20 protein-coding genes are annotated in these 22,685 nt (G+C 66.7%); 4 read left to right on the top strand and 16 right to left on the bottom strand.

Going from position 1 to position 22,685, the window contains the following annotated elements:
- Positions 1-21: 21 nt before the first annotated feature.
- The 3 genes from galU to OG406_RS05170 all read left to right on the top strand — a co-directional run bounded on the left by galU (position 22) and on the right by OG406_RS05170 (position 2,392).
- The gene (gene galU / locus OG406_RS05180; protein ID WP_329184312.1) at positions 22-921 is read left to right on the top strand and encodes a UTP--glucose-1-phosphate uridylyltransferase GalU; all 900 of its coding nucleotides are present in this window, start codon (positions 22-24) and stop codon (positions 919-921) included.
- A 435-nt stretch (positions 922-1,356) separates the two neighbouring features.
- Positions 1,357-1,602, top strand: a complete 246-nt coding sequence (locus OG406_RS05175; RefSeq protein WP_329184310.1) for a helix-turn-helix domain-containing protein — start codon at positions 1,357-1,359, stop codon at positions 1,600-1,602.
- A gap of 337 nt (positions 1,603-1,939) precedes the next feature.
- Entirely contained in the window at positions 1,940-2,392 is a 453-nt protein-coding gene (locus OG406_RS05170) for an ATP-binding protein (RefSeq protein ID WP_327408117.1), read from the top strand.
- Between the two features lie 782 nt (positions 2,393-3,174).
- Here the strand turns inward: OG406_RS05170 and OG406_RS05165 are convergent.
- The 5 genes from OG406_RS05165 to OG406_RS05145 form a co-directional block, all read right to left on the bottom strand.
- Positions 3,175-4,041, bottom strand: coding sequence for a class I SAM-dependent methyltransferase (locus OG406_RS05165; RefSeq protein ID WP_329184308.1), 867 nt, complete (start codon positions 4,039-4,041; stop codon positions 3,175-3,177).
- Between the two features lie 79 nt (positions 4,042-4,120).
- Positions 4,121-5,041 carry an NADP-dependent oxidoreductase gene (locus OG406_RS05160; RefSeq protein WP_327410946.1) on the bottom strand — a complete coding sequence of 307 codons (921 nt, stop codon included), beginning with the start codon at positions 5,039-5,041 and terminating at the stop codon, positions 4,121-4,123.
- Positions 5,042-5,114: 73 nt separating this feature from the next.
- On the bottom strand, positions 5,115-5,639 hold the full coding sequence (locus OG406_RS05155) for a GNAT family N-acetyltransferase (protein ID WP_329184306.1): 525 nt from the start codon (positions 5,637-5,639) through the stop codon (positions 5,115-5,117).
- Between the two features lie 195 nt (positions 5,640-5,834).
- Positions 5,835-6,635: a DsbA family protein gene (locus OG406_RS05150; RefSeq protein WP_329184304.1), complete on the bottom strand. Its 801-nt coding sequence runs from the start codon at positions 6,633-6,635 to the stop codon at positions 5,835-5,837.
- 252 nt (positions 6,636-6,887) lie between these two features.
- Complete coding sequence (locus OG406_RS05145) at positions 6,888-7,586, bottom strand: DJ-1/PfpI family protein (protein ID WP_327408112.1); 699 nt, start codon at positions 7,584-7,586, stop codon at positions 6,888-6,890.
- Between the two features lie 138 nt (positions 7,587-7,724).
- On the opposite strand from OG406_RS05145, the gene OG406_RS05140 reads away from it, so the two are divergent.
- Positions 7,725-8,195, top strand: coding sequence for a MarR family winged helix-turn-helix transcriptional regulator (locus OG406_RS05140; protein WP_327408111.1), 471 nt, complete (start codon positions 7,725-7,727; stop codon positions 8,193-8,195).
- Between the two features lie 137 nt (positions 8,196-8,332).
- On the opposite strand, the gene OG406_RS05135 is transcribed toward OG406_RS05140, so the two are convergent.
- From OG406_RS05135 to OG406_RS05085, 11 genes are all read right to left on the bottom strand, one after another.
- Positions 8,333-9,031: a DJ-1/PfpI family protein gene (locus OG406_RS05135; RefSeq protein WP_329184303.1), complete on the bottom strand. Its 699-nt coding sequence runs from the start codon at positions 9,029-9,031 to the stop codon at positions 8,333-8,335.
- Between the two features lie 270 nt (positions 9,032-9,301).
- The gene (locus OG406_RS05130; protein WP_329184301.1) at positions 9,302-9,877 is read right to left on the bottom strand and encodes a hypothetical protein; all 576 of its coding nucleotides are present in this window, start codon (positions 9,875-9,877) and stop codon (positions 9,302-9,304) included.
- A gap of 310 nt (positions 9,878-10,187) precedes the next feature.
- Positions 10,188-10,859, bottom strand: coding sequence for an enoyl-CoA hydratase-related protein (locus OG406_RS05125; RefSeq protein WP_327408108.1), 672 nt, complete (start codon positions 10,857-10,859; stop codon positions 10,188-10,190).
- A 235-nt stretch (positions 10,860-11,094) separates the two neighbouring features.
- Positions 11,095-13,263, bottom strand: a complete 2,169-nt coding sequence (locus OG406_RS05120; RefSeq protein ID WP_327408107.1) for an MMPL family transporter — start codon at positions 13,261-13,263, stop codon at positions 11,095-11,097.
- 279 nt (positions 13,264-13,542) lie between these two features.
- Positions 13,543-13,761, bottom strand: a complete 219-nt coding sequence (locus OG406_RS05115) for a DUF1272 domain-containing protein (protein WP_327408106.1) — start codon at positions 13,759-13,761, stop codon at positions 13,543-13,545.
- A gap of 174 nt (positions 13,762-13,935) precedes the next feature.
- Positions 13,936-14,910, bottom strand: a complete 975-nt coding sequence (locus OG406_RS05110) for a threonine ammonia-lyase (protein ID WP_329184298.1) — start codon at positions 14,908-14,910, stop codon at positions 13,936-13,938.
- Between the two features lie 111 nt (positions 14,911-15,021).
- On the bottom strand, positions 15,022-16,023 hold the full coding sequence (locus tag OG406_RS05105) for an ornithine cyclodeaminase family protein (protein WP_329184296.1): 1,002 nt from the start codon (positions 16,021-16,023) through the stop codon (positions 15,022-15,024).
- Positions 16,020-16,922 (bottom strand): PhzF family phenazine biosynthesis protein, encoded by a 903-nt coding sequence (locus tag OG406_RS05100; protein ID WP_327408103.1) that lies wholly within the window; start codon positions 16,920-16,922, stop codon positions 16,020-16,022. Before OG406_RS05100 ends, OG406_RS05105 begins: the two co-directional genes overlap by 4 nt.
- On the bottom strand, positions 16,891-18,357 hold the full coding sequence (locus OG406_RS05095; protein WP_382749848.1) for an MFS transporter: 1,467 nt from the start codon (positions 18,355-18,357) through the stop codon (positions 16,891-16,893). Before OG406_RS05095 ends, OG406_RS05100 begins: the two co-directional genes overlap by 32 nt.
- A 362-nt stretch (positions 18,358-18,719) precedes the next feature.
- Positions 18,720-19,580 carry a hypothetical protein gene (locus tag OG406_RS05090; RefSeq protein WP_327408101.1) on the bottom strand — a complete coding sequence of 287 codons (861 nt, stop codon included), beginning with the start codon at positions 19,578-19,580 and terminating at the stop codon, positions 18,720-18,722.
- A gap of 297 nt (positions 19,581-19,877) precedes the next feature.
- Positions 19,878-22,499, bottom strand: a complete 2,622-nt coding sequence (locus tag OG406_RS05085) for a LuxR C-terminal-related transcriptional regulator (protein WP_329184291.1) — start codon at positions 22,497-22,499, stop codon at positions 19,878-19,880.
- Between the last annotated feature and the right edge of the window lie 186 nt (positions 22,500-22,685).

Below are 22,685 nucleotides of genomic sequence, written 5' to 3'. Positions count from 1 at the left end.
CGATCAGAAAGGCGAACGCACATGGGTTCGCGCCCTCCCCTTAGCAAGGCTGTCATCCCCGCGGCGGGCCTCGGGACCCGGTTCCTGCCGGCCACCAAGGCCACGCCCAAGGAGATGCTGCCGGTCGTCGACAAGCCGGCGATCCAGTACGTGGTCGAAGAGGCCGCGTCGGCGGGTCTTGACGACGTCCTGATGATCACGGGCCGCAACAAGCGCCCGCTGGAAGACCACTTCGACCGCAACTACGAGCTCGAGTCGGCGCTCCAGAAGAAGGGCGACGCCGGGCGGCTCGCCAAGGTCCAGGAGTCCAGCGACCTCGCGACCATGCACTACGTGCGCCAGGGCGACCCCAAGGGACTCGGTCACGCCGTCCTGTGCGCGGCCCCGCACGTCGGCCACGAACCCTTCGCCGTCCTCCTCGGCGACGACCTGATCGACCCGCGCGACCCCCTGCTCGCCCGCATGGTCGAGGTGCAGGAGCAGCACGGCGGCAGCGTCATCGCCCTCATGGAGGTCGCTCCCGAGCAGATCCACCTCTACGGATGCGCCGCCGTCGAACCCACGGGCGAGGGCGACCTCGTGAAGGTGACCGGGCTGGTCGAGAAGCCCGACGCGTCCGACGCGCCCAGCAACTACGCCATCATCGGGCGCTACGTCCTGGACCCGCACATCTTCGACATACTGCGCACGACCGAGCCCGGCCGTGGCGGCGAGATCCAGCTCACCGACGCGCTCCAGCAGCTCGCCTCCGACGAGAAGGTCGGCGGCCCCGTGCACGGCGTCGTCTTCAAGGGCCGCCGCTATGACACCGGCGACCGTGGCGACTACCTGCGTGCCATTGTCAGACTCGCGTGCGAACGTGAAGACCTGGGACCGGACTTCCGGACCTGGCTTCGACGTTACGTAGCCGAGGAGATGTAGGACTTTGAGCAGCGCCGCGAGACCGGCTGCTCACGCGCGCCTCGGCCTGTCGAGCGCTGCCTTCTCCTCCTAGAGGCTGCTCTACGAGGTCACCCGGCCGGACACAGGCCACCTCGGTCGGGCTCGTTTCAGACGCGCGGTTCGGGTGAGTCGATCGAGCCGTCGACCAGGCCGTTGCGGCGGTGGAGCCCCGGTGGCCCTCTCCCGGTCCGCGCACGTCGTGGCCCGGCACCGTGGAAGGCCACGGCGAGATTGCAAGTCCCACACCGCGGCAGGGAGGCCACTCTGCCCTGTGATGGCGGAGAGCGCTCAGGAATGAGCACTCAGTACTCAGGACCCATGAAAAGAAAACAGGAGACGCTGCCCGCAGCAGTAGGCGAAGCCATCAGCCCGTCGCCGTGGCATAGCAGCAGGAAGTAATACTGGAGTGGAGCAATGCTCGACGTGAAACAGACAGAAGCCCTGCAGGCCATGGCCCTCACCGGTTCTCTCACGCGCGCCGCCGAACTGCTGGACATCACTCCTCTTTCCCTGTGCCGCATCCTGGCGGAGGTGGAGGAAGAGATCGGACATCCAGTTCTTCAGCCTTACGGTCGAACCATTCGGCTGACCCGCGTCGCTCTACTTTTCGCGCAAAAGATAAAACCTTCGTTCGATCCGGACTCGCTATCGCCATGCTAGTGGCACCTGGGCATTTATCCCGCCGTTCCTGTTGTCGGCCGCAGAGAAATCAGAGGGGCGCTGCGTCTGGCGCCTGATGAACCGCGGAGACATCGACGATGTAGAGGGACCCTCGGTCCACGAGCCGGTGCGGGACCGCCACCTGTGGACGCGGGGGCGTGATGCGGGAGCACGCAGGTGTCCACCCGGGCGAGAAGGGGTCCCTACCGACTCCACGACGAGGCAGTGCCTCCCGATCATCCGCGGTTGGGTATGGATTGCTCATGGATTCCCGGCCGTCTGGAGGTGTTCTGGAAGAGCCAGGAAAACCGCTTCAGCTCTTCAGGCAGTGATTTCGATGAACACGACCACGATCCCGCGTCGGCAGCAGCGCGACGAGACGGCTGCCTCCACCGGGGAGCACGTGTTCGGTCTGCTGCTGGAGCACGGACCTCACGCTCCTGCCTCGGCCCGGCACGAGGCGCGCCCTGTTCTGGCCGCGTGGGGCCTGGACGACGACCAGGTCTACGACACTCTGCTGGTCATCTCCGAACTCGTCACCAACGCCGTCTCCCACGCCCTGCCGCCCGTCGTGCTGCACCTGCGTGCTTCCACCGACGGCGCCGGCCCCGTCGAAGTCCACGTCAGTGACGGCGGACCCGAGACCGCCCCCGACAACTGGGCGGCTGCCCGGCCCGCGGGCGAACACGGCCGCGGCGACATGATCATCTCTGCTCTTGCAAGCCAGGCCGGGGCCGGAAGCGAAAGCGAAGGTCTCATCGACCACTGGGCGAGTTTCGACGCCGCCTGACGACGTGCGCGCCGACGATCTCGATCCTCCGCCGAGCGCGCATCACTGCCGAACGCAGCCCGTCCGCGCAGCGCCGGATCAGGCAGGCCTGTCCGGACCCCTTGGGACCTCGGAGGTTATTTCGTGAGCGTGGAGTCGACCTCGCACTGGCCGGCGAACCGTTCGTGGGCTGTCTTCGTCCGCTTCGTCGTATGTGGAGGGGCCGTGGGAGTGGCATCAAGTGGTGCGCTGGTGCTGCTTGACCGTGTCCTACCCCTGGCGGTTGCCAACGCGCTGACCACGCTTGTCTCCACCGTCATTGCCACCGAAGTCCATCAGCGCGTCACCTTCCGCAGCCCGCGCGGCGGATGGGGCGTACACCTGCAGTCCTCACTGACGGTAGCCCTCAGCTTTGCTCTCACGACAGGGGCTCTGCTGATCCTGCACGAGGCGTCGCCCAAGCCTGCGGCGCTGCTCGAGTACGGCGTCTACCTTTCGGTCTCAGCGTTGGCCGGAGTCATTCGATTCATCGTGCTACGCGCTGTGTTTTCCCACGGCCGGTCAAGCGACAGGGCAAATGAACGTTCGGGAGCACAACGTCGACGTGTCCGCGGGTGCAACCGTGACGCCGACGTCGACGGGAGGCCCACTCGCGCAGGGTGCGGTTGAATGAGCACAGGTGATGCTTCGGCCGCCTCACCGGCCGCCGGCGCGCGACCGGTGCCTGCCGACGAGGACGCATGCTTGGACGATGCGGGTCTGGACGGTTCTGGGCTTCATCCCGCCGATGGCATCTACTGGCCTCAGCAAGGTCGGACAGCCCTCAGTGAGTACAGGATCGGCAGATAGGTGCCGCTGACGGGGAACCTGAAGAGACCGTCCGGGCCCTGCGGCAGGATGTGACGCCCGTCGGTCTCGGCCTCTGTGTGCTCACCGAGCTGTTCTACGACCAATCCCGCCGAAGCAGCTGCGGTCACCACCTCGCCGACCGAATAGGGGTATTGCGTCGACTCCTGTGGTGCGAGCGGGGCGTCGGCGTGGGCGTAGGTACCCGTCATGGCGTCGTGCTGTGGCGCGCCGCCGCCGTAGGGCCAGTCGGCGACGAAGGGCTCGAAGGTAAGGACCGTCTGGAAGACGGGGTGCAGGTCTACGAGAACCAGGCGGCCGCCCGGGCGCAGCGCCGCCGCGGCTCCAGCCATCCACGCGGCGGGACCGGCGATCCAGGACAGGACTCCGTACGTGGCGACCACCAGGTCGAATCTGGCGCGCAGGCTGTCAGGGAGGCGCTGAGCGTCCGCTTCGATGAACTCCGCGGTCAGACCTGCACGCTCAGCCAGAGCGCGCGCTTTCGTAATGGCGCGAGGGGAGAAGTCCACACCGGTGACACGCGCGCCCAAGCGGGCCCAGCTCAGTGTGTCCATGCCGAAGTGGCAGTGGAGGTGCAGGAGGTCTTTACCCGCTACGTCTCCAGTGAGTTGCTTCTCGATCCCACGCAGCGTCTGCCGACCGGCGAGGAAGGACTCCACGTCGTAGGACCGGTCATCAGGATCTGTCCCGTGGAAGTCGGCCAGCGTGTCCCAGAGGGCTCTGTTGTCGGCGAGGCCGCGGGCAGCATCACGGTCTGTGTGCTCCTTGGGGGTGCCTGCGGTCTCGGGTCTGTTGGCAGCCATGGAGGACCTCCTCGAACTTCGGTGGAAGCCGACGCCCATGCCGGCTTCCACGCGGTGCGTTCCTCGGTGCGGCAGTTGTCTACGGAGTCAGAATGATCTTGCCCGTGGTGCGCCCTTCCTCACCCAGTTTGTGGGCGTCGACCACCTGGCCCAGAGGAAAGACTCTGTCGATGTGGACCGCGAGCCGACCTTCCTCCGCGAGGGAGGCCAGGCGTTCCAGATCGGCGCGATCAGGCTCCACGAGCATGAAATCGGCGCGTAGACCGTTCTCTGCGGCCCACTGGACCGTCTCCGCGTCGGCGCCATTGAGCGCGACGACCCGGCCGCCGGGCACCAGTACTTCAGCCAGTCCCCGGATCTGGCCGGCAACGGTGGCCACAAGAACATCGATGTCTTTCACCTGGGTGCTCACTTCTGAGCTCCGGTAGTCGATGACCTCGTCGGCACCGAGGCCCCTGATGAAATCGTGCTTTGCGCCGCTGGCCGTAGCGATGACGTGAGCGCCGTGAGCCTTGGCGATCTGAACGGCGAGGTGGCCCACGCCTCCGGCGGCGGCCGGAATGAGCACCCGCTGTCCTGCGGTGACCCCAGCCACCGTCACCAGCGCCTGCCAAGCGGTAAGACCCGCCAGGGGCAGGCCCGCCGCCTGGAGGTGGTCGAGGCCGGGCGGCTTGAGAGCAAGATGTCTCGACGGAGCGGTCACGAACTCTGCGTAGGCGCCTGCCTCGGCGGGAAACCGTGGCATACCAAAGACCTCGTCTCCCACCTTGAAGCGCGTTACGCCCGCTCCTACGGCTGTCACGACTCCGGATAGGTCCCAGCCGACCGAGAAGGGCAGGTCACCCAATCCTCCACCGGTGCGTATCTTCCAGTCCACGGGATTCACGCCGGCGGCCTTCACCTCGACCAGGACCTCTGTCGGTCCTGGTTGTGGAACATCGACCTCGACGACCTCGAGAACGTCCGGGCCGCCCAATCTGCTCTGCATTATTCGTCGCATGTGTTCATCGATATCAGACTGGCTGCGAGGAGATATGAGTAGTGGATACTCAACATTCGTCACCGGCAGCTCTTCATTGCTGAGTCCGTCTCAGCAGAAAATGAGCCATGTGGAGTCCTGGGACGGGCTCCGTTGTGCCGATGCGAGAAAATCCGAGATGTTCATAGAGTGAAATGGCCGGGCTGTTATCGGCACCGGTACTCACATGGGCGTCGCCGCTGGGAGCCAGGTCGGAAAGGAGATGGCGGATCAATCGTGATGCCAGACCGCAGCGGAACCACTCGGGATCCACACAGACGCGATCGATGTCCACGATGTTGTCTTCGGCAGGGCTCTGCCAGGCGACGAAGGCGGCGATCTGTCCGCCGCCCGCGACGGCGCCCAGCCAGCGCAACGGCTGACCGCGCATGTCGTCCACGCTCTCTTGCAACCCCGGTATCCCGTCGAAGCCGATCAGCTCGGCCTCGACGGCATAGGCGCGCCGCCCGACACGGTTCACGCTCGCCGCCGCCGCGTCGTCGTGTTCGAGCTGCAACTCGCGCACGTCGAACACAGTTGTGCCACGGCTGTTGAACTCGCTCGATGCGGAAGGTGCCATTCGCCGATGGTAGGACCACGCCGCTCCGAGGGTGATGAGTAATTCTCTCCCCCCCCGGAGCGCTCTACCAGCACACCGGGAGCTGGCGGACACCCTTGGTCCTGATGTCTCTGCTGATGTTGCCTCAGCTTCTGGCCGGGTGGCTCGCCGGACGGGACCGCCGGATCGGCTGACATCGGCAGCGGCGGGAACGGGTCAAGCCACTTCCCGTACGCGAGACGGCGGCGACCAGACCTTGCCCTGGCCCGCTGTGCGCAGCTCCGCGCCGGCCTCGGCGAGCTGTCGCTCCACGGAAGCCACGGACCGGCCCGTGAGCGCGGCGTACTCAAGGGAGGTACCTGTGCCGAGCCGGTCCATTGCTTCGCGGACGGAGGCGATCGGGGAACGCCGCGCCGCACCGGACACCGAGAGGAACGCCTCCTCCAGGCGGTCCTGCCCGAGCCAGCCGTGGAGCTTGATGCGACCGTCGGGGCCCTCGAGGATGAGGGTCGGGAAGCCGCGCGCTCCAAGCTCGTGGGTGAGGACCAGGTCGCGCTCGAACTCGGCTGTGGCGGCGCCCTTCTCGACCAGTTCACGGTAGGGCGCCACAGGCAGGCCGAGTTCTGTGACCAGTTCGTCGAGGACTTCAGGGCGGGCGATGTTACGACCGTTCAGGAAGAGTTCCTCGCGCATGCGGCGCAGGAAGGCTTCCTCGGCCTCGGGCGCCAGCAGTCGGACGGCGGCGAGCGCGATGCTCGGCGGGTACGACGAGTCGAGCGGGTCGCTCAACCAGACGGAGGAGTCGATGGGTTGTCCGGAGCGCTCGGAGAATTCGTCCCAGTGATGGGCGACATCCTCGGGGCGCCGGATGCCGTTGCCCGCATCATGGAAGCCCTGCCATCCACGGAGGAGGCCGCCGTAGACGTGCCGAACCTCAATGAGGTCGCGGTAGCGCTCGGTGAGAGACCTCCAGGCCGGCTCGAGGATCCAGCAGGCCGAACAGATGGGGTCGGTCACGTAAGTGATGCGCGTGCGATCGGCTTGCGGACCGGGAGAGGTTGCGGCTGTGCGGGACGGTGCGGCCTCGTTGCCGGGAAGGGTGCAGACGCCCGACTCAAGGTCGCAGGCGCCTCCGTCAGGGGTCCGGGAAGACTCATTCATGGGGTGTCTCCGTTGTTCTGGTGTCGCATCGGGGTGCAGGGGCCGGGAGGGGAGCGGTGGAGGAACTGGACTGACCTCACCTCGCACCGCTCCTCCTCCGTCATCGGATCAGTCCTCGGGGAGGAAGACCTTCTCCATGCCGTCTCGCAGGCCCTTCACGAAGACCTCGTCATCGTTCGACACCGGGCCCTCCAGGGCGAACAGGGACTCGCCGTGCAGCGGCAGGGTGTCCCAGGTGCCGGCCAGCGTCCGAGCGCGATCCTCGCCGAAGAGGTGAGCGACGAGCGCGATGGTGCTCGGGTGCACCGTGGCGGCGCCGCCTGCTGTGAAGACCTTCGCCTCGGGAAGGACCGACCAGGCGCGTCGCGGCTCGGCCACGTCCGCTCCGAGTTCCTTCAGGCGGCGGCCAAGGACCGCAGCGGCCTGGAACCGGGTCCCGTCAAGGATGCCCGAGCGGAAGACGACACCGACTCCGGCGCAGTTCGCGGCCACCCAGCGACCTTCGTCGTGGTGCGCCCGGACGAAGTCGAGGATCTGCGGGTCGCGGGAGGCCGCACCGCCACCGATGCCGCCGGGGACGTAGACCAGGTCGTACCGGTCGTCGGGGGTGACCTTGTCGGTCTGGATCTGCGCGCCCATGTGGGTGGTGACGGTCCCGCCCTCGAAGCTGCCGAGGGTGACCTCCAACGTGTCGCCCTGCTGGCCGAGGTCGTAGGCAAGCGCCCTGAACAGTTCCCAGGGTGCGAGGAGATCCTGCTCTCCGACGTTGGGGAAGGCGAGGAAGAGGACCTTCTTGATGTCGCTCATGGTGGTGCTCCTTGTTGATGACGGTTGAGCCGGTCACTCCTCACAACATACTCATGGTTCATGACTATTCCAACTGGATGGAAAATTTTTCGGGATAGGGTCTGCCACGACCGGACCGACTGACGGAGAGGGTGTGCGATGCCGACGCACTTCGACGGGAGCGCCCGCGAGAAGCGGTCACTGGACCTCTTCATCAAGCTCATCCGGGCGGCCGCGTCGGTGGAAGCGCGCACCAGTGCCCCCCTGACCGCCGCCGGGCTCACGACAAGCCAGTTCGGTGCCCTGGAAACCCTGTACTACGTTGGCCCGCTGCCCGCCGGGCGTCTGGCGGAGAAGCACCTGAAGAGCCCGAACAACTTCACGGTCGTCATCACCAACCTGGAGAAGCGAGGTCTGGTCCGGCGCGAGAAGGCGCCGCACGACCGTCGTGTGGTCATGATCGAATTGACCGATGCCGGGCGTGAAGTGGTGCAGGCGATCATGCCCTCGTACGTCCGAACCGTCGTCGACGACCTGGACCGACTCACGGCGGCGGAGCAGGAACAACTTGCCGACTTGCTGCGCAAGGTTGGACGCGCCCAGCGTCCGGCGGACCTCGGTCGGACGTAAGCCCGCGGGGCATCGACGCCCTGATGGGGCGCTCCCGTTCGACGGTCGTTCATGGGAGGCGCCCGCGCGTGCCGTCCCGGACCCGGTTGCCGGTCAGCCGCGGCGGACGTGTCCGTCCGGGCGCGTCGGTGCGGTCCCTATACGGGGAGGAACGTGTCCTCCCAGTTGTCCTGGAGCTTGGTCTTGGCGGCTTCGTCGTCGTTGAGGGCAGGGCCGTCAAGCGCGAAAAGAGACTCGCCGTGGAGCGGGAGGGTGTCCCACGTCGCCGCGAGATCGCGTGCGTCGTCTTCGCCGAACAGATGCCACACCAGGGCGATGGTGCTCGGGTGCACGGTGCCGGCGCCGCCGATCGTCATCAGTTTGCGGGCTGCGTCGATCTTCCAGGCGCGCCGAGGGTCCGCAACCTTTTCCCCCCGCTGCTCGAGGCGGCGTGACACGGTCGCGGGTGCGGTGACCTCGCTTCCTCCCAGAATGCCCGCGCGATGCAGCACGCTGAGGCCCGCGCAGTTGCCCACCACCCAGCGCCCTTCCTCGTGGTGGGCGCGCACGAGATCCACTACCGCCTCGTTGAGGCTGGCGGCCCCCGCTCCGATGCCTCCAGGGACGTACAACACGTCGTAGCGGTCGGATCCTGAGACCGTCGTCTCGCTCTCCACGCGGGCGCCCATGTGCGTGGTGAGGGTGCCCCCCTCGAAGCTGCCCAGTGTCACGGAGAGCTCCTCCCCTCGCTGGCCGAATGTCCAGGCCAGGGACCGGAGCAGTTCCCACGGCGCGAGGAGATCCTGCTCGCCGAAGTTGGGGAACCCGAGGAAGAGTACTGACTTGATCTTGCTCATGCCGCGCCTCGTTCGCGTGAGGGGGCTCCGTGCCAGCGGCGGACAACAGCACAGGCTCCGCAGCCCAGCGTGCTCAAGTGGGATATTTCCGTTTAATCCTACCTAGGCATACTAGTTCCGAAAGGAGCGATATTTACAGTGGGCGGCCCCGACTCGGCGGCTCCGGCCCAGCAGGATGTCTCACCGGGGAACCTCCGGAGCCGCAGGGTGCGACTGCGGGTGTGTGAAGGGCCACGCAAGGTGGATGTCGAGGGCGAGGAACTTGGAACCTCACCCTTCTGAGGGCCCCGGACCATGCCTGTTCAGGTGCTGGCAGGCGTGCAAGAGGTTGTGTCGCACGTGCAGCAGGTAGGCCGTGACTTCAAGGGGCCCGCCGGATTGTCTTGACTGTGCGGCGGCCGCAGCGGTTTGTCCGATCAGGCCGAGGACCGCGTCCACCAGATGGGAGACCCAGAGCAGGAACAGACGTCGGTCGGTGGAGAGCGGCAGCCGGATCTGTGTTCGGTGGCGCGCGTGGACCAGCCATCGCTGCGTCGGCAGACTCTCCGTGATCGGCTGCAGGTGATGCCGGGTGGACGAGGACATCCGCTGCCGCCATATGTCGGCGTGAGGACCGGGGAACCGGGTCATTCCGTCGTCGAAAGCGAGAAGAGCATCGATGAGAACGCCGGCCCATTGCCTCAGGTGGTCTGCTTGGGCGGGCGGTCGCCCGGCTCGTTCCGCTGTCTGCTGGGCAGTCCACCACAGCTGGTAGCGCGCGGCCGCTTCCGCATCGCACGCCACTCCGCTTGATCGGGCGTGGCAGAGACCGGAGTGAACGGGCGACGCCTTCGGTGCTGTGGTCATGTCGTGGAACTCCCATCAAGGGCAGGGGGATCGTGAGCAAGATGTCTCATCCGGCCATCGACCGCGACGCGTTGGAGAGCCGCCCGTCATCGCGCACCCGGTCGCTGTGACGGCGAAGTCCCATCTCTTCCTGGCCGGCGCGTAGTTCACTTGTCGGAGGGCTCGGGAGGGGGGGCGGGGTCATGGGCGCGAAGGCCGCCTTGGATTTCTGGTCCTGTTCCACCGCCGCTTCCGGTGCGGCCCGAGCTCAGGTTGCTCGACTCGATTCCGGAACGCCGAGGCAGTCGAACCCTTCGCCCGGCCTCGTGAGTCAGCTGAGAGGAAGAGTCGTGTCCCGGAGCGTGGCCAGGGTCGATGCGTACATACGAGTCTTGATCGTTCCCAGCGTGTTGCCCGCTTTGTCGGCCTGGGACCGGGCGATGTCGATCGCGGTCGTGCGTACCTCGTCCTCGGTGACCGCTCGGTCGGCGATCCCGGCGGCAACGGCGTCGACACCGCCGTAGCGATGCGCCCCGAGCATGGCCTGGTGGGCGGTCTGCGGAGTCAGCCGTGCCTGGACGAGCGCCGACATCCCGGGTGTGAAGGGGATGTTGATGTCTGCTTCGGGCAGACACCAGTAGCCGCGATCCGCGCGCATGACCCGGAAGTCCTGGGCGAGGGAGAGCATGGCGCCGGCGGCGAAGGTATGTCCTTGCAGTGCGGCAACCGTGGTGACGGGCAGGGACAGCATCCTTGCGAACAGCCCCTGGACGGAGATGACGTAGTCCCGGTGTCGGTCGAGATGGGCGAAGAGCCACTCCAGGTCCAGCCCGTTCGAGTAGAACTTCCCCGTGGCGACGGTCACGAGTGCGCGCGGTCCGGTCTCTCGCTCTACCGCGTCCAGCGCTGTGCTGACGGATGTGAGCCAGTCGGGGTGAAAGCGGTTCTCACCGTCTCCGAGGTCGAGAACGAAGACGTCGCCTTGACGTTCGAGGGTGGGCATACAACTCCTCCAGGGAGCGGACCAGTTGTGGTCCGCGTTGATCGGTTCAGCGGCGGACTGCCGACAGGGAGCCTCTGGCAGCCACTGTCACTGCGGGGGATACAGGTGGCCGTGTTGCTCCGCTCTGCTGTGCGACACGGCCACCTGTTCGCGACGGTCCCGTCCCCACGGAGGCCGTCACGTGGCCGGGGGCCCGAGCCGCCGCTCATGCAGGGCCCCCGGAACCTGGGGAATGTCAGACCCGAGACAGCGGACGTCTCTCGTCCGGTCCTCCGGGCGGGATCGCCTCCGCGGAACGCAGCCTCGCGCGGAGCTTCTCGCCTTCGACATCCACGTCGGGAAGGAGCCGGTCAAGCCATCGGGGCAGCCACCAGGCCTTGTGCCCCAGCAGGGCAAGGACCGCCGGCACAAGCGCCATCCGGACCACGAACGCGTCGACGAACACCGCGATGGCCAGCCCGAAGCCGATCATCTTGACCATGGGCTCGCTTGAACCGATGAATCCGGAGAAGACCGCGATCATGATCACTGCGGCTGCGGTGACGACCCGAGCTCCGTGCTGGAAGCCGGTGACGACGGCCGTCCCCGGCCGTTCTCCCGCGACGTACGACTCACGCATGCGTGATACCAGGAAGACCTCGTAGTCCATGGCCAGTCCGAAGACCACACCGATCATGAAGATCGGCATCATGGACATGATCGGCCCTGTCTGTTCCACACCGAACAGGGAGCCCAGCCACCCCCATTGGAAGACCGCGACGACCGCACCGAGTGCCGCCACCACCGACAGCAGGAAGCCGAGCGCGGCCTTCAGAGGGACGAGCACCGACCGGAAGACCACCATCAGGAGCAGGAACGCGAGGCCCACGACCAGCGTCAGATACGGCAGCAGGGCGTCGTTCATGCGCTGCGAGAAGTCGACGTTCATCGCTGTCGTGCCGGTGACCAGCACCTGGTCGCCCGTGGCCTCTCGGATCGAGTGCACCAGTCGTTCGGTGGCGACTGAGGAAGGCCGATCCGCGGGGACGACGGTGATCATCGCGGTGTTACCGGCTTCATTGACCGTTGTGGGGGAGACCGAGGCGACACCCTCCATGCCCTGGAGTGTCGCGCGGGTGGCGGAAGCAGCTTCGCGGTCGCCGTCGACGACCACCACCAGAGGTCCGTTGTATCCCGGACCGAAGCCGTCGGACAGCAGGTCATAGGCCTTACGTTGCGTTGTGCTGACGGGCTGTGAGCCGTCGTCGGGCAGACCCACCTGCAGGGACGCGGCCGGGATGGCGACGACTCCGAGGCCGAGCAGACCCACGATCAGCACAGTGGCCGGACGGCGCAGCACGAAGCGCGCCCACCGAACGCCACCGTTGGGCTTCGCTGTGGCCCGGCCAGCCGTACGGGGCGAGACGCGCCTGCCGGCGAAGCCGAGCAGCGCAGGAATCGCCGTCAGGGCGATGAGAACGGCGATGACCACCGTGCCGGCAGCGGCGAAGCCCATCTTCGTCAGCATCGGAACGTCGACAACGGCCAGCCCCACCAGAGCGATCACCACGGTCAGGCCCGCAAAGACGACAGCGGAGCCGGCAGTGCCGACCGCCCGGCCGATCGCCTCCTCCCGGTCGTGCCCCTCCGCGAGCTCCGCCCGGTAACGGGAGACGATGAAGAGCGCGTAGTCGATGCCGACCGCGAGCCCGATCATCATCGCCAATGTCGATGTGGTGGAGCCGAGTTCGAAGGTGCTCGCCAGCGCGGTGATGGTGGCGATACCAGTGCCGACCCCGAATATCGCGGTCAGCAAAGGCAGACCGGCGGCCACCAGCGACCCAAGAGTGATGACCAGGACCACCGCGGCGATGACGACGCCGATCACCTCGCCGATGCCGGGCTCCGGCGCGGCCTGCAGGGCGGTCCCGCCCACCTCGACCGTCAGACCGCTCTCGCGGGCCTCGGAGGCCACGTCGTCAAGGGACTTGAGCGTCGCGTCCGGCAGCGAACCCGGCGGCTTGTTGTAGGTGACGGAGACGAAGGCGGTCGACCCGTTCGGGGACACGTTCTTTGCCTCGTACGGATCAGTGACGGCCGCCACCTGTTCCGGATCTGACCTCAGCTCTTCCACAAGGTCTCTGACGGCCGCCCGGCGGGCAGCGTCCGACAGCCTCTCCGGCGCGGGAGCCTTCAGGACGATCTGCGCCAGGGCACCATCGGGGCTGCTCCCGGGAAAGCGTGTTTCGACAAGCCCGACAGCCTTCTGGGCTTCTGTCCCCGGAAGGGAGAAGGAGGACGTGACATCGCTGGAAGCCATGCTTGCGCCCACCCCGGCGCAGGCGAGCAGCGCGATCCAGATCACGGCGACGAGACGGCGGCGGCGGAAGGCGGCCCTGGACAGCAGGTAGAGGAACGTAGCCACGAAGGCTCCCGGTCGTGTGGTGGGGACAGTCGAAGACGCGCCGTGGTGATGGCGTCCCCGGACCGGTGCGAGCCGACCGCGAAGACCACCTGTGTACACGCCCTCTTGATGTCCACGGTGGGCCACGGGCGATGTGACCGCCTGAGTAGAAGGTGCTCACTTCCTGGAGAGCCAGTTCGATGGTCCTCACCCCCGGCACGTCGCCGCGTGGACAGGAGCCTGGCTCGCAGCGAAGAGGTATGGGAGAAGGACGACGACGCCCATGGCGGGACGACGCGATCACCGGCCGGGTTGGCTGTTCGTCAGCTCGACGGTGGCGGAGGGGGTACGACGGGGACGGGCGACGAGTTCTCCGCCGCAGTTGGGGCAGGTGTCCTGCATCGCGTCGCTGCAGGACACACAGAAGGTGCACTCGTACGAGCAGATACGGGCGGACGATGCCTCGATCAGGAGTGGACGTTCACATCGTTCGCAGCGGTCGCGCATCTCCAGGGCCATGGTTCTCCTCGCGGGTTCGGGCGGATTGCTGCCGGTGGCCGGCAGGGAACAGCATGCGGCAGCCCTTGGTCGACCCCGGCCGCTCCGGCGAGATGGCTTCCCGGACTCGGTCGGATCACCGGACGCACCACACCGGCCGAGCGGCTGACGGCTTCTGTACCTACCGGTGTGGGCTCAACCGGCGACGATGCGGGCCAACAGCCCGCTGTCGATGTTGCCGCCGCTGACGACGCAGACGTGTACCTTGCCGGACGGCAGGTCGTCTCCGCGATGGAGGTAGGCGGCTGTGGCGACGGCACCCGAGGGCTCCACGACGATATGGCTCTCGCGTGCCAGAACGGCGACCGTGTCACGGATCTCGTCCTCCGACACCGTGACGATGTCGTCGACATACTCCTGGATGTGAGCGAAGGGGATCGTGCCCACCGAACTGCTGCGCATGCCGTCCGCGATGGTGCGGCCGGTCAGCCTCGTGGGCCAGCTGACCCGGTGTCCACTGTGAAGGCTCTGCCGGGCATCGGCGGCCAACTCGGGTTCCACCCCGACCACCCGTACGCCGGGCAGCAACTGCTTGAGGGCGGCCGCGACCCCGGAGATCAGGCCGCCACCGCTCACGGGAACGAGGACCGTGTCCGGCACCACGCCCAACCGCGCCGTCTGCTCGAAGATCTCCGAACCCACCGTGCCCTGGCCGGCGATGATGCCGAGATCATCGAAGGGTGGCACAACGATGTAGCCGTACTCCTCGGCGAGCATCCGCGTGGTCGTGGCGAGTTCCGCGGCTGGAACCTCGCGCACGGTCGCGCCCTGATGCCGTATCGCGTCCACCTTCACCTGCGCGGCGGTGCCCGGTACGACCACGGTGACCTCCGCGCCCAGGAGGCGGCCCGCGTACGCCAGGGCCTTGCCGTGGTTGCCACTCGACTGAGCCACCACTCCGCGCCGGCGTTCCTCGGCGGACAGCGAAGCCAGCCGGTTGTACGCGCCTCGGAGTTTGAAGGATCCGGTGACCTGGAGATTCTCGGGCTTCAGCAGAAGCGATCGTGCGGCGTCACCGGCCCACGGGCACGGCATGAGAGGCGTGCGCACGGTGACGTCGTCAAGACGCCGGGCGGCAGCGTGGATGTCAGCAAGGCTCAGAAGTGTCATGACAGTTCCCTCATGAGATCGGTTCGCGACTCCAGGCCCACCGTCGCCGCCTGGAGTCCGTGGTGAGATGGAGGATCGACGCCCGACTTCTGACGTGCCCGCTGTCCTCGCCTACCGGTGTATCTCCCGTGCGTGCGCCGGAGGCGCTGCCCCACGGTGCGGTGAGCCGAGCATGTCGAGGGCGACCTCCGCCGCCGCCAGATCCTGGACGCCGAGACCGACGAGCTTGCAGACGGTGACCTGCTCGCCGTTCTCGCGGCCGGGTGCCGAACCGGCGAGCACCTCGCCGAGTTCGGCGTCGACACGGCGCTCCTCCTCCGGAAACCGTGACAAGTCGCCGTGAAAGGCGGTGAGTTCACGGCTGTCGACCACGATCCGGTCCGCCCGACACAGGCTCCCCAGCGTCAGCTCCGCTTTCGTCGGATCGTCGGCGCCCACCGCGTTGATGTGCAGTCCAGGCGTCAACCACCTTTCGTGTACCAGGGGTTCGGTGCTGGAGGTCGCCGTCACCAGGACATCGGCACCCTCGACCGCGGCCTGGACGCTGTCCACACCGATGACGCGCAGGTCCGGCCGCCTGGCACGCAACGCCGCCGCGAGCGAGCTGACACGGGACGCACGCCTGCCCCACACTCGTACGTCGCGCAGCGGGAGTTCGTCTGCCACGGCGAGCGTCTGGAGGTAGGCCTGCGCACCGGTACCGATGACCCCCAGGACGCTCGAGTCGCGCCGCGCCATGGTGCGCGCGGCAAGGGCCCCGGCGGCGGCCGTCCGTACATCCGAGAGGTGATGCTCGTCGTCCAGGAGCGCCCGCAGGTCGCCCGTCGCGGCGTCGAACACGGCGATGACGCCGCTCCCGGGCGTTCCGCCGCGGCGGGCACGCTCCAGGAACCACGAGGCGACCTTCACGGTGAAGATCTGCCGCCCCGGAAGCCACGCCGACTTCACGTGCACGTCACCATCGGGACCGGCGGGTGCGAACACAGCGGCCGGTGACGCGCCGAGCCCCCGGCTGTAGTCGCGAAACGCCGCCGCGACGGGCTCCAGAACGTCTCGGTAGCCGACCGCGCTCCGGATCTCCTGCGGAGTGAAGTAGGCAGGGGCGCCCGTCACTGCGGCACCCCTTCGAGGCGGCCGTGGGCGACGACGGCGACCTCTCCGCCGACGCGCACCGAGGTGATGTCGTGCGGATCGCCGTGGGCGCTGATGGTCATCTCGCTGGGGCGGCCGCAGAACCGGCCCTGACGCAGCACTTGCCGGACGTCGTCGCCGAGGCGGCCGTGCCGCCGAAGGTAGGCCGCCACGCATCCTGCGGCACTGCCGGTGGCCACGTCCTCGACGACACCGTCGTTGTTCCAGTGCCGTCCTTCCAGGGTGTCGGCGTCCAGCAGGTAGGCGAACTGCGCACCGATCCGCGCCAGCGGTTGCCCGATGTCGGAGGTGATCCGAGCTCGCTCCAGCGCCCCGGCCCGTACGGGAACGATCAGGTAGTCCAGCCCGGTCGAGACGATCTCGGGACGCAGTTGGGCGTGGAGATCCTCCTCGTCCAGGGAGAACCACGAAGCAAGGTCGTCCAGGACGGGCTGCCCGAGGAACTGCGGAGGGCCCTGGTCGAGAACGCTCGCGTACCGTCCGCGGCCACGGCGCTCGGTGACCACCTCGACTGTCCGGGCCTTCAGTTCGAGCGACCACGTCCGGGTGGTGTCACCGCCCGCCACGGCGTGCAGAACACTCGCGGCCCCGATGACCGGATGCCCGGCGAAATCCAGTTCCTCACGGAGATCGAAGACGCGGGCCCGCCATGCACTGCCCCCTCCGTTCATCTCCTGGAGGAAGATGGACTCGAAGTGGCGCATCTCCTCGGTGATCCGCTGCATCTGGGAGCCGCTCAGACCGGCCGCACCGGGGAAGACGGCGAGGCTGTTTCCGCTGAAGGGCGTTCCGCTGAAGACGTCTACGTGGAAGTAGTGCACGGACCTGTCAAATGGTGCGCGCCGGACGGGCTTCGTCATCAGGTATCTCTCTCGAAGGGGCAGTGGAGGCGCTGTTGGAACGCCTGAGGAGGAAAGTTATGGCGACCGCGGCCAGGACCGCTGCGCCGGCTCCTGTGAGCAGAGCCAGATGCAGACCGGAGGAGAAGGCGTCACGCGCCTGCTCGACCAGAGACATGTTGCCCGTCCTGGTGCCTACGACATTGGCTGCCGCGAGGGATGAGCGGGCCGCGTCGGCGACCGGGGCGGGAAGTGTGCCGACGTCGAGGCCGTTCCGGTAGCCGGCGTTCAGGGCGCTCCCCAGGACCGCGATGCCCAGGGCACCCCCCAGTTCGCGGGACAGGTCGTTCACCGCTGAGCCCACGTTCTGCAGGGAAGGCGGCAGCGCATCGGTGATGGCCGCCGTGGCCGGAGTCATCGCCAGACCCATACCGGCGCCCAGGGGGAGGAGACCGACGAGGACCAGCCAGTACGAGCTGCCGGCGTCAAGCTCGGCCAGCACGACGAGGCCCGTGGCGACACCGATGAGGCCGATCACCCAGGGGCGGCGCGCACCGTGCCGGGCCGCCAGACGTGGGGCCAGACGGGCACTGGGGATCATCGCCGCGGACATCGGCAGCACGCTCAGGGCGGCGACCAGGGCACTGTCGCCCCGGACGAGTTGCAGGTACTGCATGATCACGAAGATGAACCCGAAGAAGGCGAAGAACTGGAGGGTGATCGACAGGGTCCCCGCTGCGAAGGGCCTGTTGCGGAACAGCCGCGGGTTCAGCAGCGGTTGAGGGTGCCGCAGCTCCCAGCCGACGAACCCGGCCAGGACCACGAGTCCCGCACCGATGCCGCCCAGTGTGCGGATGCTGCCCCAGCCGTGCTCGGGCGCCTGGATGACCGAGTAGACCAGTACGCCCAGACCGACGACGGTGAGGGCCGCTCCCACGCCGTCGACACGGTGCTTGCCGCTCTCGGCGGACTCCGGAACGAAGAGGTACGTCCCGATGACGGCCACAACGGCCAGGATCACGTTCAGCCAGAACACCGACCGCCACGACCACACCTCGAGTACGGCGCCGGAAGCGAGCAGTCCCAGAACAGCGCTGGCCCCGGCCACTGCGGCCCAGATACTGACCGCCCTCGCCCGCTGAGCACGAGGGAAGGTACTGGTGATCGTCGACAGCGTGGCGGGCATGACGAACGCCGCCGCCACACCCAGCACCGCGCGGAGCGCTATCAGTACCCCGGGATCCGAGGAGAACGTGGCGGCCACGGACCCGGCCGCGAACAGCCCGAGTCCGCCGAGGAGGGCCTTGCGCCGTCCGAAGCGGTCACCGAGAGTCGCCGCGAGGAGCAGGAGGGAAGCGAAGACGAGACTGTAGGCGTCGATGATCCACGACAGCTGGGTCTGGCTGGCGTGCGTCTCGCGGGCGATGTCGGGCAGCGCCACGTTCAGTGAGGCCATAGCCGAGACGACCGTGGCCAGAGCCAGGCAGGTCACGGCCAGAACCGCACCGTGGCGAACCTTTCGCACCGACCGCTCCGGTCGGCTGGACAACGCATGTCCTGCATTCATCAGAAGACACCCCTTGGATCGAGATCGGCAAGGACGCGGTGTGCTGGGAAATCCGGCCGCGATGATTCGCCGGAGCCGGTCGTACCTGCTCAACTGCGGCGATGCGTCGCATCGGGCCTGAAATCCAGGATCGCAAGAAGACCTGCGGCGGGGCATGAGCAACAGGTACTCACTGCCCGACCAGGACGGATCAGCCCCGCCGCGTAGCACCCCGGCGAGGTGACGGGTGGCACGGGGCACTACACGGAGTGTTATCGGGTGATGTCGACAAAGACCATGGGCCGGTCGGCGACCTTGTTGAAGGCGGCCTCATTCCTGCCCCACCAGTACCCGGTCGGCCTACCGGTCGTCGCGTCGGCCTGGATGAAGATCGTTCCCCGGCCTGCGCCGCTCCATTCCTTCGTGGTCAGTCCCGGTGAGCCTTCGACACGGCTGTCCTTGAACGCCCAGTGGGGCGACGTCTTGGAGGAGAACGCCACACCATGCGGGTTGGAGGTGCTGTCGGCAACTGTGACCGCGTACTCCTGTGTAGCGCTGTTGCCGTCACGCTCGAACGAGGACACGGACTCCACCGTCATCATGTGCCCCGTTGCTCCGCCCTCCGATCCGTCCAGATACTTCACGGCGATGACGGACCCCGTGTGCAGATCCCTGACCCGCTGCGCGGAGGGGTGGCTGATGTGGTCACTCATCTTCTCCAGAGCCCCACCGGGGGCGGTGTCCGTGAAGGCCTTGTAGTACTGCTCCGAGGACGGGCTGCGGAAGCCGATGCCGGATGTGAACCATGTGTCCGTGGCCCAGGTGTAGGCATGCTTGAGCGAGGCGGTGAGGAACTGGGCGCACTTGGCCTCGACCTGGTAGGAACCGGGGTTCCCCGGGGTGCCCCAGACGACCGACGCCGTGTCGGAGTCGGCGTGACCGGCCGCGCCGGGATAGAAGTTCTCCGGATCCTGGCCGGGCCAGCCGAGCGTCCCGAGCTGATCGATGATCTCGCCCTCGGCCGCAACCAGAGGGGCTCCGTCTTCCGTTCCGGCTGCCTGCGCCGTGGCCGGCAGGACTGCCAGGGCAACGGACGCCGACGCTGTGCACAGCGCAACCACGAACCTCTTCATCTGGCCACTCTTCCTTCTGTCGTACCGCTCCATGTGCTCTTCGAGCAGCGTGAGCCGGCCGCGCCCCACGACCCGTAGGAACTGGTCGTCGTTGCTGAACCAGTCGCTTGTCGTGTGAGCGGTCGGCCTTGCTCTCGGCTGCCGAGGGGATGAATTCAAGCGCGAGGTCGCGCGTCGACCGTAAGTAATCCGTGCTCATCCAGAGGTCGACGGGTGCGACTCAACCCCGCCCGGTGGGACTGCGCCAGGGGCAGTGCTCCTGGGGGAGTGGAACGAACAGATGGATCGGCAGTCGGCTCAGCCGTTTCCGTTCAACGTCTTCTTGAGTTCGGATCGGTTGGAGACTCCGAGCTTGCCGTAGATGTTGTACAGGTGGTTCTGTACGGTTCGGCGGGATATCGAGAGGCTCTCCGCGACGTCCTGAGCCGAAGCTCCGGTGGCGGTGAGAATGGCTATCTCCCGCTCGCGTGATGTCAGGGCCGCGGCGGGTTCGATGGCGGTGTCCAGCGCCGGAGTTCGCGCTCCGCCGCAGCGTGGCGCCAAAGCCGCTGACTGGTTCGCGGCGGCCGTGGCCTTTCGCGTCTCACCCATCCGCCTCCACGCCGCGGCGGCGGTGGCGGCGGACTCCGCAGCGAGGAGGTCCGCTCCCAGACCCTCGAACTCCGTCGCACACGCCATCATCTCGGCTGGATCGTCGGCGGCCAGGGCCTTCACATAACGTACGCGCGCGGCCGTGAACGCTCCGTCGCAGCACGCCGCCAGCTCGGTCAGCCTTGATGTCACGCCGCGTGCGTCACCCAGGCGGGCAATGTCGACCAGGAGCGCGACCTCCGTATTGCGCACACCTGCATCTCTCGCCTCGCGGGCGGCGGCGGTCAGTACACGGCGGGCCGCGACAAGGTCGCCGTCGGCCACGTTCAGCCAGGCGGTCGCCGACATGTTCTCTCCGACGAAGAGCCCCACGTCCGGGTACCGCTCGGCTTCCGCTATGGCCTTTCTCGCTCCGTCCGTGTCCCCCAACTGTGCTGCTGCGGCCGCGAGTCCACAGAGAGCCCACCTCATTGCCAGCCCCTGGTGGTGTGTCCTCGCGAGGGCGGCGGCCTCGGCGTACCAATGGCGTGCCGGGCCGGGATGGCCTGAGAGCCACTCGACCCGGGCGAGGTGCATCGCAGCCCAGACAGTCGCTATGGCCGCTCGTGCCTCCAGGACCTGTTCCAGTGCACCGAGGCCGACGGTGCGGGCCCGCTCCAGACGGCCTGACTCGGAGAGAGCAAGGGTGAGGCTGTTCAACTGGGTGGCGGGGTGAAGGTAGAGAGCCTGGTCGTTGTACTTCAGATTCGTCTCATACGCCTGTTCTGCGGCGTCGATTGCTTCCTCGGTGCGCCCCGTCATGGTCAGGGCGGGCGATGTGAACGCGAGGGTGATGAGCCAGGCATTCACCTCTTTGGGGCCCGGGGGCTGGTGGGCCATGCTTTCTATCGCCTCAAGTCCGGCTGCAGGTTGTCCGCACGCGACGAGTATGGTCGCCTCTGATGAGAGGATCTTGTAAGTGCCTGATGGAGTGACGACGTTCTTCTTGGCCTCTTTGATGACGGCCAGTGCCTCGTCCTTTCGGCCTTCCGACCAGAAGAGATTCTGCACGCGGGCAAATACTACGTCGAGCAGCTCCTCCTCGTTCGATGCGAGTGATTGAGCCTGAACAAGAACTTCCTCGGCCTTCGAGATCTGACTGGCCTGTACCAGGGAGTCTCCCCAGAGGAGGAGGAATGCGATGTCCCGCTCTCTGTCCGGAACGGCTTCAAGCAGTTTGAGGGATTGTTCGTAGTCATGGGCATCGCGTGCCATTCTGGCGGCACGGTACAAGGTTTGCTTGTCCGCGCTTCCGGTGGCTTCCACTCTCCACAGAGCCGACTTGAAGAAGTCGTCTCTCCTTCTCAGGCCGAATGCCTCCATAGCGGCGACTTGGCCGAGGAGGATCTGACGCCTCCGGAAAAGAGGCATGTTTTTCTGTATCACCTCGCCATACAGGGGGTGAGCCAGGGTGACAGCCACTCTCTGGCCGTCGAGGCTCACTTCGGCGAGTCCCTCATTTTCCAGCCTGATGAGAGTTTCCTCTTCTTGCGAGGAGGGTGAGACGTTCGTGGAGGTTTCCCCGCAGATCGCAAGAACCTCGATCAGGGATCGGTCTTCGGCAGGGATGGCGGAGAGTCTGGAAAGGATCAAGTCGGTCAGTTCGGGAGTTGCGGCACTGAAGGCGCCGTCGCGCGAAATCTCCCAGACCTCACCGTCGTTCTTCAGTGAGTTCGACTCGACGGCTGCGCGAACGAGTTCACGCAAGAAGAGATGGTTGCCGCCGCTCTTGAGGTGCAGTTCGTACGACGTACGCCTACTCACGGAACCGCCCAGTGCGGCTTCCAGGAGTCGATGCACCGTCGCCTGGTCCGTGTCCTCCAAGTAGATGCGCGCAAGAGGATACTGCTGCAACGAGACCGCAGAGGCCGCACTGTCCGTACTCGCTGTCCGAGCAGTGGAGACCAGGAATATGAGATCGGCATCCAGCAGCCGGTGCAGGACGATGCGGGACGACGGGTCAAGGAGTGGCAGGTCTTCGACGAGCAACACGACGCGTTTGTTTTCGGAACTCAGACCGGCTGAAATAGCCGACACCACTTCCGTGAGTTCCGTCGCCTTGTTCCCTGAGGGAATCATGTGGGCTATTGCACCGAAAGGAACGTCGGATGCACTCCTGGTGGCGGTCACCCGCATCACTTTCATGCCCAGATCGGCTGCCCGCTTGGTGCACTCACCGGCGAGTCGGCTCTTTCCTACGCCCAAAGCCCCGTGGATGGCGAATCCCTTGCAGTCTCGATCCAGTAGGGATCGTTCGAAACTGGAGAGTTCTGCGTCCCGCCCCGTCAAAGGCCAATTATGTGCACGTATTTCATCCATCTGTACCCTCTCGCCGGGCGCATGTGGCAAGAACCTGGCACACACATGATACGTGGGCTCTTGAATTCCGGCAACGGAGAGAGTCGGTGGAGAACCGGTGGTGCGGGATATCTTCCTGCGCGTCGAAGGCGGTTTCTGTCCCTCGTTGGAGCTTTT

It is taken from the genome of Streptomyces sp. NBC_01428, assembly GCF_036231965.1.
Taxonomy (GTDB): domain Bacteria; phylum Actinomycetota; class Actinomycetes; order Streptomycetales; family Streptomycetaceae; genus Streptomyces.
The sequence above is the reverse complement of the archived record's forward strand: the minus strand, read 5'-3'. Positions and strand labels throughout refer to the sequence as shown.